We start from the raw sequence: 16,920 nt of genomic DNA on the forward strand, positions 1-16,920 counted from the left end.
AGTTAAAATTGCCTTAATTTGAAAAAGCCCATTATTTTGAATAGTGGGCTTTTTTGCTCTTAAATTTTATTGAATGGGTACAATCAACGACTCGCAATGACGTTACAGCCTGTTTGTGGTTTGTAGGAAAGCGTCACCTGCTCTTTCACTTAGCCTATTTTCTTTTTATAGTGGCTAAGCCTAATAGAGAATGTGCCTTAATATAAGCTTTGATTTAATAAAAATCGACGCTTAATAAAATCTAAGAAATTTATATGTCTGCTCAAATTCTCTATTAATAACGATAAGAACCATTAATAAATCACAAAAAAACAAGGATAATAATATGCGTGCTAAAACTTATAATATTCGCACCGCTGGACAAGCGAACATTCCGGTACTCGGACTGGGTACATGGCAATCAACGGGACAAGACTGTATCGATGTGGTCAGCCAGGGGCTACAAATGGGCTATGAGCATATTGATACTGCCCAAGCTTATGATAATGAAGTCGAGGTGGGAAAAGGCATTAAGCAATCAGGCGTCGCGCGTGATAAGTTCTTTTTAACGACGAAAATATTTCCTGATGACATGAAGTTTGAACCAGAAAAACTTATCGCTGCGGCCAAGCGCTCGCTAGAAAACTTAGATACTGATTATGTTGATTTACTGCTGCTGCATTGGCCTGATGATCGGGTGCCTTTGTCTGAAACGATGCCAGCGCTTTGCGAGCTACAAAAACAAGGGCTGACTCGTAATATTGGGGTATCTAACTTTAATATCGCCAATATTATCGAGGCTAAAAAATATGCTGATGTGCCGATTGCGGTTAATCAGGTTGAGTTTCATCCCTTTATTAAGCAAAACACCCTGCAGACTTTTTTAAACAATCACCATATTTTATTAGAAGCTTACTCGCCGCTTGCTCGTGGTGATGTGTTTGATAATGAAATCATTAAAGACATTGCTGATAAGCATGGGATTACACCAGCGCAAGTTTCACTAGCGTGGATTTTATCTGATAAGGCACGTATTGCCATTCCAAAAACCTCTAACCCCGACCATTTACAAGGCAACTTAGATGCTGTCAAGGTAACGCTCAGTGCGGATGAGCTTGAGAAAATCGGTAGCTTAGCGCGTAGCGATGGGCGTAAAATTAAGCATCCAGATTATTCACCAGAATGGGATGATTAGTAAGCTATAGTAATGTAAAAATGAAAATAAGCACAAAAAAGCCAGTGATAAAGGTCACTGGCTTTTTTTATGTTTAATACTTTTTACGATAACTATTAATAATTGTATTGTCAGCGTTGTTACTGCTGCAAAGTATCGGTCTTATGCACTTTTTCGGCAGGATTGTATTGCTCAGAAGAAGGTATGGCGCCGTTACGATTGTTTTCTTTCATCGATTTGGCCACTTCTGGCGGCATATAGTTTTCATCATGCTTGGCCAATACTTCGCCTGCGACAAAGGTATCACCTTGCATTTTACCCGTTGCTACCACGCCTGAGTTTTCAGCGAATAAATCTGGCAATATACCTTGATAGGTCACCGGCACGGTTGATTCAAAGTCGGTGATCGCAAACTCCACGCTTAACGGGTCGTCTGGCGCCCGTTGGACACTACCGGCAACGACCATACCACCAGCGCGGATACGCTTATCCTGAGGCGCTTCACCTTGCGCAATGGCGGTGGCGTCAAAGTAGTAATCGGTCTGTTGCCCAATGGCATAAATCACCAATACCACGGCAATCGCCGCCCCTGCAAGCGTAAACATAACCCACATCAGTTTTTTGCGACGAACTGCGTTCATACCACTACCTCATTGATGAGTCGCTGTTCTACAAACCACTCGTCTGCAAAACAGAAAATATTAAAGAAATGCTTATTGGACTGACTTAATGATAAGCCCGTCTAACCGTACTTTTCTAATACCTATATGGTAGCATTTTTTGCCCAAATCAATAAGCCCCCTAGCAACCGATGCGGTCATATATTTACCAGTAAGGCATTATTATTTGATAGGCTAAAAATTTGATATTAAAAAGAATTTTTTAAGAAGATTTGTTTAGGATGGTTGTTTGGTTTTAGAATTAGGGGTCTTGGCAGCGCGCTGTGCTTGACGCGTTTGCTGAATGGATAGCTGCTTGATAAGCGCTTGGCGTTGACGGCGGCTATAAATAATAAAAAACAGCATCACGCCAACCGTAATTGCCCAGCATGACCAGACAAACACGCCATGCTCACCCATGGCAACAAACTCAGAGACGCTATAAAAGTAAGGCTGCATTTTATTTCCCTAGCCGTTATTTGCTTGGTTTATGGTTGTATTTTAGGATTATTTATTTTGGCTACGAACGTATTCTTTGACCCATGCTTTGCCTTGGTCGCGATATAAAATCAGGGTATTGGTCCGATAAATGGCCAATGAGGCGACCAGTAAATAACTACCAATAATCATTAGTAGTAAGGGCAGCCACATATCTGCCGACATTTTTGGTGCCGCCGTCAGGGTAAAGGTTGAACCTTGGTGCAAGGTATTCCACCACTGCACTGAGTACTTGATAATAGGCAAATTCACCGCGCCAACGATAGACAAAATAGCCGCCGCTTTACCGCGATTGGCGGTATGTTCAAAGGCCGCAAACAACGCCATTACCCCAGCATACAAAAACGCCAAAATGAGCATAGACGTCAAGCGTGCATCCCAAACCCAATACGTCCCCCACGTCGGTTTTGCCCATATAGAACCTGTGAGTAAACTAATCACACAAAGCAAAAACCCCATCGGAGCCAGTGCCTGAGCTACAAGGCTTGCGGTCTTAATTTTCCATACCAGATAAATGACACCAAGTACCGCTAAGGCAAAATAAATAGAGATAGCGAGACTGGCAGCGGGTACATGGATGAAAATAATGCGATAGCTATTACCTTGCAGATAATCCGGCGGCGCAAATGCCAAGCCCCAAACGCTACCGATGAACAGACAGAGACCGGCTAATATCGCGAGCCATTTAACCCAAGGTGCAAAGATACGAAAAAACTGCTTAGTACCCACAGTGGTCAAAAAGACCTGCCAAATGCGTTGCCACAGGCTAGGAGATGAGACATTATTCAGGTTGGGCATGGGAATAAACCTATTGCGCAGCTGGTGATTATCGAGTAAAACGCATGATTCATACGCCTACCCGCTAACTTGCTGACGTTAAACGCTGGATAGAATCTACACGTGATTATTTGTTGAATAGCCTATTATAGCAAAGTTGCCAGTTTTCATCATGCTGTTAAGATAAAGGGCTTTCACCAGAAAAGGTATATAGTCGATACTAAATGAAAAGGATAGACAATACTATGCCGCGTGACTGGTGCAAATTTTTCTTGCTTGCTGTGCCTACGCCGACAGAGGCGACGAAAAATTTATCCCAGCCCCGCTGCCTCTTTTTAATATTGACCTGAATATAACATGCCAACATTAATTGTTAATTTAACCATGCCATTTTTAACGTCATTGCAATCACCCATGGCATCACCAGTATCGAAATGATGCTACCTGCTAATAATAACGCTAAAATCGGCAAGCCGTTGAGACCTGTGGCAAATAAATCAACCGCACCAGTAGCAAAAATCAATACCGGCAACTGCATCGGTAAGGCAATCAAAGGTACCAGCACCGCGCCGTTTTTTAGTGATAACGTCAAACTACTGGCGACTGCTGACAGCATGAGCAGCATCGGACTACCAGTAATAATAGACGCCATCAATATCCATGCCTCAAACCAGCTTAGCTGAAATAAAGGCACGGCGAGCAAACTTAATACTGCCACAATGCCGCTACTAAAAATCCAGTGAATAACCAAACGAATCAGCACCCATAATGGCAGCGATGCTTTAGCGACGACTAACTGCGCAAGCGTACCATTATCAAGCGCAGGCTTAAACAAGCCATCAACACCCATTACCAGTGACAGTAATGCCGCAATCCACACTGCCGATACCCCAAGGCGCTGCAGTAAAGCAGGCTCGCTACCAACCGCTAGCGGAAACAAGGTGATAATCACTAGGAACAGTACCAAAGGATATAACCACTGCACCGCGCCTTGCTGCTTGACCTGCCATTCACGCCGCCAAAGCTGCATAAAACTGATACCGCGCACAGCAGCTGTATTAACATTTGAAGTATTAGCATCCGAGCTTGTATTCACGGTTTTTACTGCACTGTTAGTGTCTATCATTTATTGGCTCTTCCACTCATGCGTGTCGCACTTATATTGACGCTTGTTGCAGTTAGATTGATGTTCATGGCAGTTATATTGATAGCATTTACACCATATAATCGGACAAATCGAGCACTTGATTGGCAACGCCGACGGCTTGGTGACTGGTCATTAGTATCGCACCGCCAGCCGTAGCAAATTCGCGCAACCTATCTTCCATGCGTGCTACCATATCGACGTCAAGCGCGGTAAATGGCTCATCGAGTAGCCATAAAGGCGTGACCTCAGGCGTTAATAAATAAAGCCGTGCAAGGGTAATGCGCCGTGTTTGCCCCGCAGATAAATGGCTTGAGCTAATCGTTTCAAAACCCTGCAGCCCTACCCATGTAAGGGCGTCATCGATCTCAGCTGTACTTGAACTAATGCCATATAAATTAAGCAAAAAAGTGAGGTTTTGGGCGACGGTCAGGTTTGGATGAATGCCCAATTGATGCGATACATATAAAGGCTGCACGGGCAAGTTTGCTATCCCTTGATAAATAACCTCACCGCTTAGCACTGGCAATAACCCAGCTAATTGCATCAGTAGCGTCGTTTTACCCGTGCCATTAGCACCGACCAAGTGACAAATGCTACCCGCCGCCAGATTGAGCGTCACGCCTTCACATAAAGGAATTTCACCGCGCTGAACCGTTAGCTTATCAAGCGCAAGTAAAGCTGTATTCAGAGCCGTCATCCAAACCTCTCATTTATTTATTAAGCAGCAGGCAATATTCATCACAAACACCGCTGATGTTCGTGGCATAATACTTTATGCTTACTTCAACCCCACAGTATAACAAATTGTCGATTACTATGACCTCAAAACCTATGCAGACTTCAAAAGATAGCCAAAATTTAGACACTCAAAGTGCTACGAGCACCAACCTAACGCTCGACCGCTTAATCGAGGCGCAAGTTGCCTTTATGCAACAATGGCTGCATGCGCAAGCCCAGCCTTTAGCAACACAGGCTTGGCAGTGGTTTGGCGAGCAGCCATTGAGCAAATATATCAGTAGCGATGATTTGCAGCATCTTATTAATGACTGGTTTCTCAAGCAGCCGCTAAGCGAGGTAGTACGACGCGATATTCGTGATATTTTGCATACTATTATTTATCATCCGGTTAATGATAATGTGCCTTTATCAGAATTGGTCGATGACAGCCAAGTTGAGATCCTAGCCAGCTATGTCGGCAGTCATGAAGAGCAGCGTAATATCTTGGTGCATACGCTGGTTGGCAATGAAACCTTTGCTGATTTATTGACGCAAACGCTGTATCACGCTATCAACGATTTTATGGAATCCACGCTAGATAAAGCGGGCCCTGCTGGTAAACTGATGAAACTTGGGCGCAGCTCGTTTGAAAAAGCCACCAACCGCAATCTTGATGAAAAACTGCAGTCCTACCTGCATCGCAATATTAAAGATTTAACACGCCGAGCAGAAGCCAACGCCCAAGCGCATTTAACCAACGAAGAGGTTGCGCGCTTATTGGTCACCGGTTGGGGGCGTATCAAAGAAAAACCAATCAGCGAAATCCAAACCTATTTACGCGATGAGCCAAACGATAGCAGTATCGCGCATATTGAAAATAGTATTCAACAAAGCTACAACCGTCTGCGCCTATCGCCTTACTTGCACAGCCTTGTGGCAGCGAGCGTCGATACTTGGTATAGCAACCATCAGGCCGATAGCATAGCTACTATCGCGGCAAGTTTACACATCGATGAGCAGGCAATAACGCAATTGAGTACCGCCCTGCTCCCTGTCGTCACGGACGCTCTTGAAAGCTCATGGTTTACGGCGCATATAACAGAGATGCTGCAAGCGTTTTACGCCCAGCCTAGTATCAAAGCAGGACTGGTATTTGGCAGCAATTAATCTGCTGTTTTAGCGTACGGTTTTCTTTAAAATTTTATTATTCACCCTTTATTAGTCAGCTATTATCTATGAGCGAATCTTCTAAACTCAGCTTATGGCAAAGAATCAAGCAGTTGCTTAGTATGGCAACTGAACAGGCTACTATTGACGACACGAAGATTGATAACGACTTGGACTTGGACTTGGACTTGGACTCGGACTTGAGTTCAGATTCAAGTCTGACAAAACAGGATAAAAACAATGCTTATCCTTCAAAAAATGAAAGAGATAGTATTCAAACTTATCCTAAAGACAGTGATAATAATGACAATGATGATACGGATATTATCGGCTCTAGCCCTGACTTAAACCATAATGTGAACCGTAACGCAAACCAGAGCGTTGATAGCCACTTTGATAATCACTTCGATGAGGTTATTCATAGCAGCCTTAGTAGCAATCTTGATAGTCGCTTAGATAGCAGCACTGACACTGACACTGACACTGACACTGACACTGACACTGATACTGACACTGATACTGATACTGATACTGATACTGATACTGATACTGATACTGACGCTTATTTTGATTTTGATAATGACATAGACAGCATGACGCAGCAAACTGCGCTCAATGACACCCCTATTGTCAATTATCTTAAGCAGTATTTCGACGATCAACAATGGCATTATAACCATTATCGACCTAAAAGCAGTGTCAGCGATAATAACGACAGCCAGCAATCACACTATTTGTCTTTTAGAATGCGCAATAAAAATCTTGATTGCGGCTACCTATTTCGCGTGCAAGAACATAACAACTTGCTAGCGGTCTATGGTGTTTTGCCGTTCTTAATACCCGAAAGCCATCAAAGCGCCGCCATGTTACTGATTACCCAAATTAATTACGACATGCTGATTGGCAATCTCGAAATGGATATCAATGATGGCGAAATACGCTACAAAAACGCCATCGATGTCGAAGCGGTCGGTATGGATGAAAGTATCATTGAGCACTTATTACAAAGTGTCATCGCGATGACCACGGTGACTTATGAGATATTTAGTGAATTGGTCAACAATCAAAATCCTGCTACAGAATTGCAAGATTTACTGATGGCGCTACATCGACAAGAGGATGCGCGCACCTTTTTCTTACCTACGCAGTTTGTTCAGTAATCCATTGCGCAAACTCAGTATTTGTCGCTCTTACAATTACTCACCAATCCTCTACTTTCAAAACGCTTAAACCTCTCTATTCTTTTACCTTCTATTCTTAAATTACTTTTTAAAAGACATACGTTAATACTATGCTAAAAATTGCTTACTCTGATATTTTTCGTTATTCCGTACCCGAAAAACACCGCTTCCCCATGCAAAAATATACGATGATTCCTGAGCGTTTACTGGCCGAAGGGACCATCACTAGCGATAATTTTTTTGCCCCAAAACGTCTGAGCGAAGAGGAGATTTTAACCACGCATACTGCGGACTATTGGCAGCAGCTTAAAACCCAAACCTTACCACGTAAAGAAGCGCGCGCCATTGGTTTTGAGATGACGCCAGAGTTGGTAGAGCGTGGTCGTTATATTGCCCATGCCACCTATGAATGTGCGTTATATGCGCAGCAATACGGCGTGGCGATGAACGTCGCGGGCGGCACTCACCATGCTTTTGCCGATCATGGCGAGGGGTTTTGTGTGTTTAATGATGTTTGTATCGCCAGCAATTTATTATTAAATCGTGGACAGGCACAACGAATCTTAATCGTTGATTTGGACGTGCATCAAGGTAATGGCAACGCCAGTATCATGGCGGATGAGCCGCGCGTTTTTGTCTTTAGTATGCATGGCGCAAAAAACTACCCGTTTCGCAAACAAGTATCAGACTTAGATATCGAGCTGGATAATGATACGGCTGATGCAGAATACTTACAGATATTAGAGGATACGCTGCCACGCTTAATCCATGAGTTTGCACCGGATATGATGTTCTATCAATCTGCGGTCGATGTGTTGGCAACCGATAAATTGGGCAAGCTTAGTCTGACGCTAGAGGGTTGTAAGGCGCGTGATGCGTTTGTCCTACAACAAGCTAAAGCGGCCAATATTCCCGTGGCTATCGTCATGGGCGGCGGCTATTCAGAAGATATTGAAGACGTGGTTGAGGCGCACTGTAATACGTTTCGTTTGGCACAGCAGCTGTTTTTTGCAGAATTGATTGATTAAGGTGTTACTTAGAAAAAGCCATGACCAAATAACGTAAGAAAACTAGAAAGATTAGCGAGAGTTTAAATGGCAAAAATATTGATTGGTGTAGGAATTTTGCTGGTTATTATCGGCATTATTTGGCTGCTGTTTCCAAATGCATTTTCGTGGCTCGGCAATATGCCAGGCGATATCAAACATACCTCAGGCAATACGCGAGTTTACTTTCCAGTGGTCACCATGATTATTATCAGTATCGTTGCCACTATAATATTAAATCTATTTAATCGCTAAACTTGTTTAAGCGTTAAGTTTATAGCAACGCTGTTATGCCTTGCCAGCCAACCCGAATACCGAGAACGGTAAGAATCAACAAGATAAGCTGACGAAAGCGGGCTTGCGGTAAATAGCGACGCAAGCGAATCCCAACCAACAGCGCAGCGATAGACAATACACTCAGTAAGATAATCAGCTGCCACTCATTAGCACTTAGCGCCATGATAGGTTCACGTAAGACAATAATTTGCGCAACCTTACCCAAGAAATAGCACATGTTGCCAACTTTGGCGATGGTATGCTTATCGTCACTTGCGGACAGTAAATACATCATGAGTATGGTCGACATAGCATTGGTCGCACCGCCAATTATTCCAGCACTAAGTCCAACGATAATCAACACAGGCTTGGTATTGGGCAGACGGATTTGCTTACCGAGCAAGCTACTGCTGACATAAAAGCCAATCACCGCAGCTAATACCAATAGAATATATGCGCTATCGACCCACAGCAGTAGCTTGGCACCGAGCATACTACCGAGCAGGCTGGTCAATGCCAATAACCAATAGCGCCTACCGTAATAGATGAAATTTTGCCAAATACTGCGTCCGCCACCTGCTAACCACGTCATGGCATTGAGCAATAACGACGGGAAAATCACCAAGACAATCGCATGCGGTAACGGATAAATACTGGCAAGTGCAGTGGTGGTTACTAACGTCACACCCAGTCCGCTAATACCATGCAATAATGATGCTAGCGCAAAAATTGCCAGTAGCAATAACGTCTGGGTACTATCGCTATCCATCATATTCGTCATATGAGTCATAGAAACTTATAACCTAATAACGATAGTGATGATAGATATCGGCGACTGACATTGACAACAGCGCAATCAGCATAAGTAGACCGTTTCTTATGATTAATTATGCTTGATGACGTTGCCAAATGGTCTCACCAATAATAGTAACTAACTGCTCGGCAATCTCATCTTTGCTGGCCTTTTCAAGAATCACATTATCGTGTTCATAACGCTCGGAGAAAAACACTTGCATGGCATTATCGTCACTGGCAAAACCAATATCGGCGCGCGAAACGTCATTACAAGCGATCAAATCTAAGTCTTTAGATAGCAGCTTGCCACGCGCATAGCGCTCAACATCTTGCGTTTCTGCTGCAAAACCCACGACAAACAGCTCCGGATGGGCAAGAGAAATCGTCGCTAAAATATCAGGGTTTTTAACCAAGTTTAGCGTCATGGCATCTTGGGTTTTTTTGATTTTTTGCGGCGCGGCATCGAGGGTACGATAATCGGCGACGGCGGCAGTGGCGATAAAAATATCAGCAACCTTGATACCCGCACTCTCATTTTCAGCATGTTCATGTTGATGCTCTTCACCGCAACCACAGTCATCGTGATGATGAGAATGGTCATGGCTATGTTCATGAGAATGCTCATCAGCGTCTTCAGGCAAATACTGTAGCGCACTATGCGTCCCATTAACACATTGCTGTGCGGCTATCAACATATCTTGCGCTGATAACACATCAATGCGCGTGACATTAAGCGGTGTTGGCAAGGCAACTTTGCCACCAGCAATCAAAATTACCTCTGCGCCAGCGGCCACGCAAGCACGGGCTAAAGCAAAACCCATTTTGCCAGTAGAGTGATTGGATAAATAGCGCACCGGATCGATACCTTCTACGGTCGGCCCTGCGGTAATTACCACGCGTTTACCGGCTAAAAGCTGCGGCGTGGTTTGCATGGCGGTAAATAATTGCACTTCCGCTAATAAATCTTCAGGCTCAGGCAAGCGCCCTGCTCCGACGTCACCGCATGCCTGCTCGCCGCTGGCAGGTGCAATAATTTGATAATTCATATCGCGCAGAGTTTGCACATTGAGATTCACCGCTGGATGCGCCCACATCTGCTGATTCATGGCTGGCGCAATGATAACCGGCGCAGTCGTTGCTAAGCAGACCGTGGTCAATAAATCATCTGCCATGCCCATCGCCAGCCGCGCTAAGGTATTGGCGGAAGCAGGCGCAATGACAATCAAGTCTGCCCATTTAGCAAGCTCAATATGTCCCATTCCCGCCTCTGCTTGCTCATCAAGTAATGAAATATGTACCTCATTACCCGTCAAAGCCTGCAAGGTCAGCGGCGTGATAAAGGCTTGCGCGCCTGTGGTCATAATGACGCGCACATCAAAGCCTGCTTTGACTAAAAGACGGGCAAAAATAGCAGATTTATAGGCGGCGATACCGCCAGTGATAGCAAGCACAATATTTGACATAAGCATGGCATCAATAAAAAAATGAAAGATAAAAATTGCGCTTATAGTAACAATTATGCGATAAGTTAGGGGAAGTTTTGTAGATTTATCTCCGTTATCTGGCATCCATCCTTTGTTAAGGAGTAACAATGGCAATTAAAGACTGGCACGAAGATGACAGGCCACGTGAAAAGCTACTGAAATTTGGTGCCGCTCACTTATCTGATGCCGAGATATTAGCGATATTTTTGCGTACAGGTACCCAGTCGCAATCGGCCATTGAGCTTGCTCGGCATTTAATAGAGCAGTTTGGCAGCCTAGCTGAGCTGTTGGCCGCACCAAAAGAGACGGTACTTGCTTGTCACGGTATCGGTCCTGCTAAGTACGCGCAGATTCTAGCATCGCTTGAGATGGGTACGCGCTATTTGGACAGTCAGCTTAAAACTGGTCATGCGCTTGGACGCTCGCAAATGGTCAAAGACTATATCAGTACTCAGTTGCGCGGTGAATCTCGTGAAGTTTTTGCCGTGCTATGTTTAGATAATGCGCTAAATTTAATCAATTTTGAGATACTATTTACTGGCGGAATGTCCTCTTGTTCGGTTTGCATCAAACATGTGTTACGCCATGCGTTGAGCCACGCTGCCAGCCAGCTTATCGTCGCTCATAATCATCCTCATACTGACGCTACCCCCTCAACGGCCGATAACCTACTCACTTATGAGCTAAAAAAAGCCTGCGACTTAATAGATTTGTCTTTAATTGACCATATCATCGTCGGGCGCAATGAAACGCTCTCGTACGCTGAGAAAAGCCTAGCGCCTTTTGCCTGACACCTTTTGCCTGACACCTTTTGCCTGACACCTTTTGCCTGAGACCTTTTGCCTGAGACCTTTTGCCTGAGACCTTTTAGCTAGCACCTTTTAACTGTCGCCTGATACATATTATCGACATAGCGTAGCATTTTGGCTCTTGATAGTTATAAACAACTGTTTCATATTGGTAGCTTACTTTATTTTTGCTCCGTGAGCTTTTATACAGTAGATATCAACAAGCTTAAGTTTTAAATAAAGTCCAACACAGATATTCAATTTGTAGCATAAATGAGCTTGTTCTAAGCCCAGCTATAATGAAAAATTAAAATAATAATTCACATTATTGCATTTTTTTATTCACTTAAATTTTACGCTGGTGTATTCGGCGTTAGCAAGGAGACAGTCATGGCCATTGGCTTTTTTATTTTGGCAATCCTCATTCAGTTAGCCATGGTCTTGGCCATCTTTTTATTATCCTTATCGCGTGTCACCGGTAGTATCGTCGCCCTTGTTACCGTCCTCGTCACCGCCTTTATCAGTCCATGGTCGCTCATCTTAGGCATACCGATTGCATTACTGTGCTTGGTGCTGCTGCTCACTCCGCTGCGTCAGTCATTGATTACCAAGCCCGTTTATAAAGCTTTGGGCGGCGCCATGCCAAGCATGAGTGATACCGAACGTGAAGCGCTCGATGCTGGTACCAGTTGGTGGGAAAAAGAGCTATTTATGGGCGCGCCGAATTGGGATACCTTCGCTAAATACCCGTACCCTGAATTGTCAGAAGAAGAACAAAGCTTTATCGATAATGAAGTCGAAGTGCTGTGCGCGATGCTTGATGAGTGGAAAATTCACCATGAAGATAAAGAGTTGTCACCAGAAGCGTGGCGCTTTATCAAAGACAATGGTTTTTTGGGCTTAATCATTCCAAAAGAATATGGCGGACTGGAGTTTAGCTCGTATGCGCAAAGCCGCGTGATGAGTAAGATTGCCTCGCGCTCACCGACAGCTGCTGTCAGCTGTATGGTGCCAAACTCACTTGGCCCTGGTGAGCTTTTGATGCATTATGGCACCGATGCGCAAAAGCAACGCTGGCTACCGGGTCTTGCCAAAGGTGATGAAATCCCCTGTTTTGGTTTGACCGGCCCTGAGGCGGGTTCTGACGCTGGCGCAATTCCTGATACGGGCGTGGTTTGCTATGGCATGCATGAAGGCGAGCAAGTACTCGGTCTGTGTATGAATTTTTCTAAGCGCTGGATTACCCTAGCGCCTATCGCTACCGTCGTTGGCTTAGCCTTTAAAATGTATGACCCCGAAGGTCTACTTGGTGACCCTAAAAAGACTGATTACGGTATTACCTGTGCGTTGGTGCCTGCCAGTCACGAAGGCGTCATTACAGGACCAAGGCATAATCCAGTTGGCTCGCCATTTATGAATGGGACGGTCGATGGCAACGACGTCTTTATTCCGCTCGATTATATTATCGGCGGCGTCGAAAACGCTGGTCGCGGCTGGCGGATGCTGATGGAATGTTTGGGCGTTGGTCGCGGCATCTCCTTGCCAGCGCTATCAACGTCGGCCAGTGAAGTTGCCTATTTGACCGTTGGGGCATTTGCAAAAGTACGTGAGCAATTCAAAATCTCGATCGGTAAATTTGAAGGCATTCAGGACGTGACCAGCAGCATGGCAAGTAACACTTACATGCTTGAAGCGTTTCGTCATCTGGTCACCTGCGGTCTAAACCAAGGTGGTACGCCATCGGTCATGACGGCAATGGCAAAATACTATGCGACTGAAACCATGCGCAATGTCATTAATGACGGTATGGATGTCGTCGGTGGTCGCGCCGTACAAATGGGCCCGCGCAACTTTTTAGCGATTCCTTATCAATCCATTCCCGTCTCTATCACTGTTGAAGGCGCCAATATTTTAACGCGCTCGTTGATGATTTTTGGTCAAGGGGCGATGCGCTGCCACCCTTATCTGTTCGATGAGCTACAATTGCTACAAAGTGACGATAAAGAAGGCGCGCTTAAAGAGTTCGATAATCTATTCTTTAAACATTTGGGCTATACCTTTAATCGCGGCGCCAAAGCCTTTGTCGCAGGTTATGTCGGTGGTAGCAGTCATGCGCCAAGTTTTGCCGATAGCTTTACCCGCCCTTATTATAAAGACATCAATCGTCTAAGCGCAGGATTTGCCCTGACCGCTGATATGGCGCTAGGTCTACTCGCGGGTGATTTAAAACGTAAAGAGATGCTCTCTGGGCGCTTAGCAGATATTCACGCCCATCTATTTATCTGTACAGCGATTTTGCAATTTTATGAATATGGTTCTAAATCAGAAGCCGAGCGCTTACATGCAGAAGTGGCGCTAAAAAATAGCCTTTACACCATTCAAGAAGCCTTTTTATCCTTGTTTGCCAACTTCCCAAATCGCATGGCGGCAAGCGTAGTCAGCTTTGTCACTTTCCCAAGCGGTCGTATCTTTGCCCCAGTGAGCGACGAGCTCAAACGCCAATTAGGCGATACCTTTATGGATGACTTTGAAGCCAATCCATTCCGCGATTACCTTAAAACCATGGTGTATTACAATACTGAGCCAGATGATGTCAATGGTCGCATGGAAAACGCTTATCAAACCCTGCTCGAAGTAGAGCCTTTATGGCAGAAATTTAAAAAGGCAGAGCATAAAGACCATTTCGAAGGTCTGACTTTTGAAGATCATGTGGTTTATGCTAGCCAAAATGGTGATATTACCGAAGCAGAGGCGGAGCAGCTGATTCGCTATAATGCCATACGTTTTGATTCCTTATTAACCGATGTCTTTGATAAGCATTTAGCCGAAGCGCAACCTCGCGATAATCCGCACAGTTTGGATAATGCGGTACATAAACTCACCGATTACGCGCAATTAAAAAACCAAGCGCAAGCAAGAAACGGCGTTGCGACAGATGATTCTACGCAGACGGCTGATGCGGTCACTGCTGATAAGCAAGAATCCACGGGCGATGACAACCCAGACCACGGCTATGAAAGCGATGGTGATGTCAAAATGGTCAGCGAGCAAGATACAGTCGAAGAAGTGCAAGAACAAGCCGACTTTAAGGATGTAAATCCTGATGCAGAAGCGCTTGATCCGCGTCGCCGTGATGCAGAAACCCATTTGAGCGAGCGTATGAGCTATAACCATAGCCTGCATAAAACTGATCCTACTTCTGATAAAATGATAAAAGAAACAGATAGTGGCATAGAAAAACCTGACAATCATGCTGAGTGGCAAGATGGTCTACGTCGTGACGAAAATGACAAGATATAAAAAGGTTTGAAGTTATTGCGGTTTTAAACAGTCACGGTATAAAACCGCTAAGACCAACCTCTGCTCATAATCGGTTCGCCCTTAAGCGAGATTATTCAATATGAATAGTCTCGCTTTTTTGTTTATACCCCAACTACTACCAATCAATTTACTCAAAAATTGCTTATGTTATTCAATTTAATCTAAAAATTTTTGCCGATAAATAAAATTAAAATACCGTGCGTTTATTCTCTTGCGCTGTTTTAGTCATAAATATTTCTTGCAGTTACCCCAACAATTCTTTTATATTGTCCCCAAAATCTGACTTCAGAGACAGATAACAAACTTTTAGACGTAACGAAAATAGGCATAAAAACGATACTTATATACTAGGTAGCGTATTTATGGCTGCGCGTTACGGCAACCAAGGACAGTAGTTATGTGGAAGAATATGGGATTAACGGGCAAGATTATTGTTGCCATGGTGCTGGGTATCATACTGGGTTTATTTATAAACTACTCAGGATTAAACACCGAAGGCAGCTTTGTTAGTGACTATGTGACCAATGGCTTATTTGCCATTATCGGTAAGCTGTTTGTTAACTCGCTAAAAATGCTGGTTGTGCCCTTGGTACTGATTTCGCTTATTTGCGGGGTTTGCGGCATCGGTGATATTCGCTTGCTTGGTCGTATCGGTACCAAGACCTTTTTTATCTATATGATGACAACGGCGCTGGCTATTGCCACTGCGATTGGTCTTGGTGTGTTGTTTGGCATCGGTAAAGGCATGGATATCGAGACGGAAGCGGCATTTGAAGCGCAATCAGCACCGCCTCTGCTCGATGTATTCTCCAATATTATCCCATCCAACCCCATCAGCGCGATGGCAAATGGCGATATGTTATCGATTATTTTCTTTGCTATCTTAATCGGTATCAGTATCTTGATGGTTGGTAAACCTGCCAAAGGCTTGGTGCAAAGCTTGGAGCTTATTAATGAGGTCATCTTAAAGATGGTGACCATCATTATGAACCTTGCGCCTTATGGTGTGTTTGCGCTACTAGCAAAAGCCATGTCAGAGCTTGGCTTAGACCTTATCTGGTCGCTGCTTGGTTATGTCGCGGTATTGATTGGCTCGCTTGCTTTCCATTTCTTTGTGACCATGATGATTGTTTTAAAGATTGCTTCAGGCCTATCGGTGCGAACCTTTTTAACAAAAATGCGCGAAGTACAGATTTTTGCGTTTAGTACGTCAAGCTCAAACGCGACGATTCCGATTACCTTGCGTACCGTCACCAAACGTATGGGCGTCAATAACTCTGTTGCTTCGTTTACCGTGCCATTTGGCGCCACCATCAATATGGATGGGACGGCGATCATGCAAGGGACGGCGACCATTTTTATTGCCAATATCTATGGCATTGATTTGGGCATCACCGAGTATTAGACCGTTATTTTGATGTCGGTACTTGCTTCTGTTGGTACGGCAGGCGTTCCAGGTGTTGGTTTAATTATGCTTTCAATGGTATTTGCACAAGTAGGCTTGCCAATCGAAGGTATCGGCCTTATCTTAGAGGTCGACCGTATCCTTGATATGTTGCGTACTGCCGTCAACGTCAGTGGCGATGCTGCCGTAACCGCTATCGTCGCCAAGTCAGAAGGCAAAATGGATCTAGCCATTTATAACGACCCTGATGCAGGTACAAAAGACGTTTTCGATGGTCATATCGATGAAAACAGCGAGCGCGAATTCTCTGAAGTCTTTAGCGATGGCATTATGGGCAGTGAATACGACGATATTAAACGTGGTTAGGCCAAGCATGGCTGGTGGGTAATATCAATTAGTCACTTATAAAAATGCATAATAAAAACCTCAGCCAAATGGACTGAGGTTTTTTTCTGTCTTGAGTAAGGTTTGGAAATTGATATATAGACGAAATAACTTAAGGCTGT

14 protein-coding genes and 1 pseudogene are annotated in these 16,920 nt (G+C 44.4%); 8 read left to right on the top strand and 7 right to left on the bottom strand.

Going from position 1 to position 16,920, the window contains the following annotated elements; genetic code table 11:
- Positions 1-325 precede the first annotated feature (325 nt).
- A complete protein-coding gene (locus tag CXF58_RS05880) occupies positions 326-1,174 on the top strand; it encodes an aldo/keto reductase (RefSeq protein WP_068403543.1) in 849 nt (282 codons plus the stop codon).
- A 119-nt stretch (positions 1,175-1,293) separates the two neighbouring features.
- Here CXF58_RS05880 and ccmE read toward each other — a convergent pair whose 3' ends face one another.
- The 5 genes from ccmE to ccmA form a co-directional block, all read right to left on the bottom strand.
- Positions 1,294-1,794, bottom strand: a complete 501-nt coding sequence (gene ccmE, locus CXF58_RS05885) for a cytochrome c maturation protein CcmE (RefSeq protein ID WP_068403544.1) — start codon at positions 1,792-1,794, stop codon at positions 1,294-1,296.
- Positions 1,795-2,049: 255 nt separating this feature from the next.
- Positions 2,050-2,271: a heme exporter protein CcmD gene (gene ccmD / locus CXF58_RS05890; RefSeq protein WP_068403545.1), complete on the bottom strand. Its 222-nt coding sequence runs from the start codon at positions 2,269-2,271 to the stop codon at positions 2,050-2,052.
- Between the two features lie 48 nt (positions 2,272-2,319).
- On the bottom strand, positions 2,320-3,108 hold the full coding sequence (gene ccmC, locus CXF58_RS05895) for a heme ABC transporter permease CcmC (protein ID WP_068403546.1): 789 nt from the start codon (positions 3,106-3,108) through the stop codon (positions 2,320-2,322).
- Between the two features lie 352 nt (positions 3,109-3,460).
- Positions 3,461-4,117, bottom strand: a complete 657-nt coding sequence (locus tag CXF58_RS05900; protein WP_068403642.1) for a heme exporter protein CcmB — start codon at positions 4,115-4,117, stop codon at positions 3,461-3,463.
- 184 nt (positions 4,118-4,301) lie between these two features.
- Positions 4,302-4,931 (bottom strand): heme ABC exporter ATP-binding protein CcmA, encoded by a 630-nt coding sequence (ccmA, locus tag CXF58_RS05905; RefSeq protein ID WP_068403547.1) that lies wholly within the window; start codon positions 4,929-4,931, stop codon positions 4,302-4,304.
- A gap of 134 nt (positions 4,932-5,065) precedes the next feature.
- Between ccmA and CXF58_RS05910 the strand changes: the two genes are divergently transcribed.
- From CXF58_RS05910 to CXF58_RS05925, 4 genes are all read left to right on the top strand, one after another.
- Positions 5,066-6,118 carry a hypothetical protein gene (locus tag CXF58_RS05910; RefSeq protein WP_227514901.1) on the top strand — a complete coding sequence of 351 codons (1,053 nt, stop codon included), beginning with the start codon at positions 5,066-5,068 and terminating at the stop codon, positions 6,116-6,118.
- Between the two features lie 68 nt (positions 6,119-6,186).
- Complete coding sequence (locus CXF58_RS14030) at positions 6,187-7,278, top strand: type III secretion system chaperone family protein (RefSeq protein ID WP_228706551.1); 1,092 nt, start codon at positions 6,187-6,189, stop codon at positions 7,276-7,278.
- A 131-nt stretch (positions 7,279-7,409) separates the two neighbouring features.
- The gene (locus tag CXF58_RS05920) at positions 7,410-8,327 is read left to right on the top strand and encodes a histone deacetylase family protein (RefSeq protein ID WP_068403550.1); all 918 of its coding nucleotides are present in this window, start codon (positions 7,410-7,412) and stop codon (positions 8,325-8,327) included.
- Between the two features lie 66 nt (positions 8,328-8,393).
- Positions 8,394-8,600 carry a DUF2905 domain-containing protein gene (locus CXF58_RS05925; RefSeq protein WP_068403553.1) on the top strand — a complete coding sequence of 69 codons (207 nt, stop codon included), beginning with the start codon at positions 8,394-8,396 and terminating at the stop codon, positions 8,598-8,600.
- Positions 8,601-8,619: 19 nt separating this feature from the next.
- Here CXF58_RS05925 and CXF58_RS05930 read toward each other — a convergent pair whose 3' ends face one another.
- Both CXF58_RS05930 and coaBC read right to left on the bottom strand, forming a co-directional pair.
- Entirely contained in the window at positions 8,620-9,402 is a 783-nt protein-coding gene (locus tag CXF58_RS05930; protein ID WP_082894226.1) for a sulfite exporter TauE/SafE family protein, read from the bottom strand.
- Positions 9,403-9,508: 106 nt separating this feature from the next.
- Positions 9,509-10,879, bottom strand: coding sequence for a bifunctional phosphopantothenoylcysteine decarboxylase/phosphopantothenate--cysteine ligase CoaBC (gene coaBC / locus CXF58_RS14225; protein ID WP_068403648.1), 1,371 nt, complete (start codon positions 10,877-10,879; stop codon positions 9,509-9,511).
- 128 nt (positions 10,880-11,007) lie between these two features.
- On the opposite strand from coaBC, the gene radC reads away from it, so the two are divergent.
- The 3 genes and pseudogenes from radC to CXF58_RS05950 all read left to right on the top strand — a co-directional run bounded on the left by radC (position 11,008) and on the right by CXF58_RS05950 (position 16,780).
- Entirely contained in the window at positions 11,008-11,691 is a 684-nt protein-coding gene (gene radC / locus CXF58_RS05940; RefSeq protein ID WP_068403556.1) for a RadC family protein, read from the top strand.
- A 387-nt stretch (positions 11,692-12,078) separates the two neighbouring features.
- Complete coding sequence (locus CXF58_RS05945) at positions 12,079-14,988, top strand: acyl-CoA dehydrogenase (RefSeq protein WP_102076880.1); 2,910 nt, start codon at positions 12,079-12,081, stop codon at positions 14,986-14,988.
- Between the two features lie 430 nt (positions 14,989-15,418).
- Positions 15,419-16,780, top strand: a pseudogene (locus CXF58_RS05950) (dicarboxylate/amino acid:cation symporter).
- Positions 16,781-16,920 lie beyond the last annotated feature (140 nt).

This window comes from Psychrobacter sp. Sarcosine-02u-2, assembly GCF_002836335.1.
Lineage (GTDB): Bacteria > Pseudomonadota > Gammaproteobacteria > Pseudomonadales > Moraxellaceae > Psychrobacter > Psychrobacter faecalis.

Coding starts and splice junctions, on each gene's coding strand:
- CXF58_RS05880 (WP_068403543.1), top strand. CDS start 326: ATGCGTGCTAAAACTTATAATATTCGCACCGCTGGACAAGCGAACATT.
- ccmE (WP_068403544.1), bottom strand. CDS start 1,794: ATGAACGCAGTTCGTCGCAAAAAACTGATGTGGGTTATGTTTACGCTT.
- ccmD (WP_068403545.1), bottom strand. CDS start 2,271: ATGCAGCCTTACTTTTATAGCGTCTCTGAGTTTGTTGCCATGGGTGAG.
- ccmC (WP_068403546.1), bottom strand. CDS start 3,108: ATGCCCAACCTGAATAATGTCTCATCTCCTAGCCTGTGGCAACGCATT.
- CXF58_RS05900 (WP_068403642.1), bottom strand. CDS start 4,117: ATGCAGCTTTGGCGGCGTGAATGGCAGGTCAAGCAGCAAGGCGCGGTG.
- ccmA (WP_068403547.1), bottom strand. CDS start 4,931: ATGACGGCTCTGAATACAGCTTTACTTGCGCTTGATAAGCTAACGGTT.
- CXF58_RS05910 (WP_227514901.1), top strand. CDS start 5,066: ATGCAGACTTCAAAAGATAGCCAAAATTTAGACACTCAAAGTGCTACG.
- CXF58_RS14030 (WP_228706551.1), top strand. CDS start 6,187: ATGAGCGAATCTTCTAAACTCAGCTTATGGCAAAGAATCAAGCAGTTG.
- CXF58_RS05920 (WP_068403550.1), top strand. CDS start 7,410: ATGCTAAAAATTGCTTACTCTGATATTTTTCGTTATTCCGTACCCGAA.
- CXF58_RS05925 (WP_068403553.1), top strand. CDS start 8,394: ATGGCAAAAATATTGATTGGTGTAGGAATTTTGCTGGTTATTATCGGC.
- CXF58_RS05930 (WP_082894226.1), bottom strand. CDS start 9,402: ATGACGAATATGATGGATAGCGATAGTACCCAGACGTTATTGCTACTG.
- coaBC (WP_068403648.1), bottom strand. CDS start 10,879: ATGTCAAATATTGTGCTTGCTATCACTGGCGGTATCGCCGCCTATAAA.
- radC (WP_068403556.1), top strand. CDS start 11,008: ATGGCAATTAAAGACTGGCACGAAGATGACAGGCCACGTGAAAAGCTA.
- CXF58_RS05945 (WP_102076880.1), top strand. CDS start 12,079: ATGGCCATTGGCTTTTTTATTTTGGCAATCCTCATTCAGTTAGCCATG.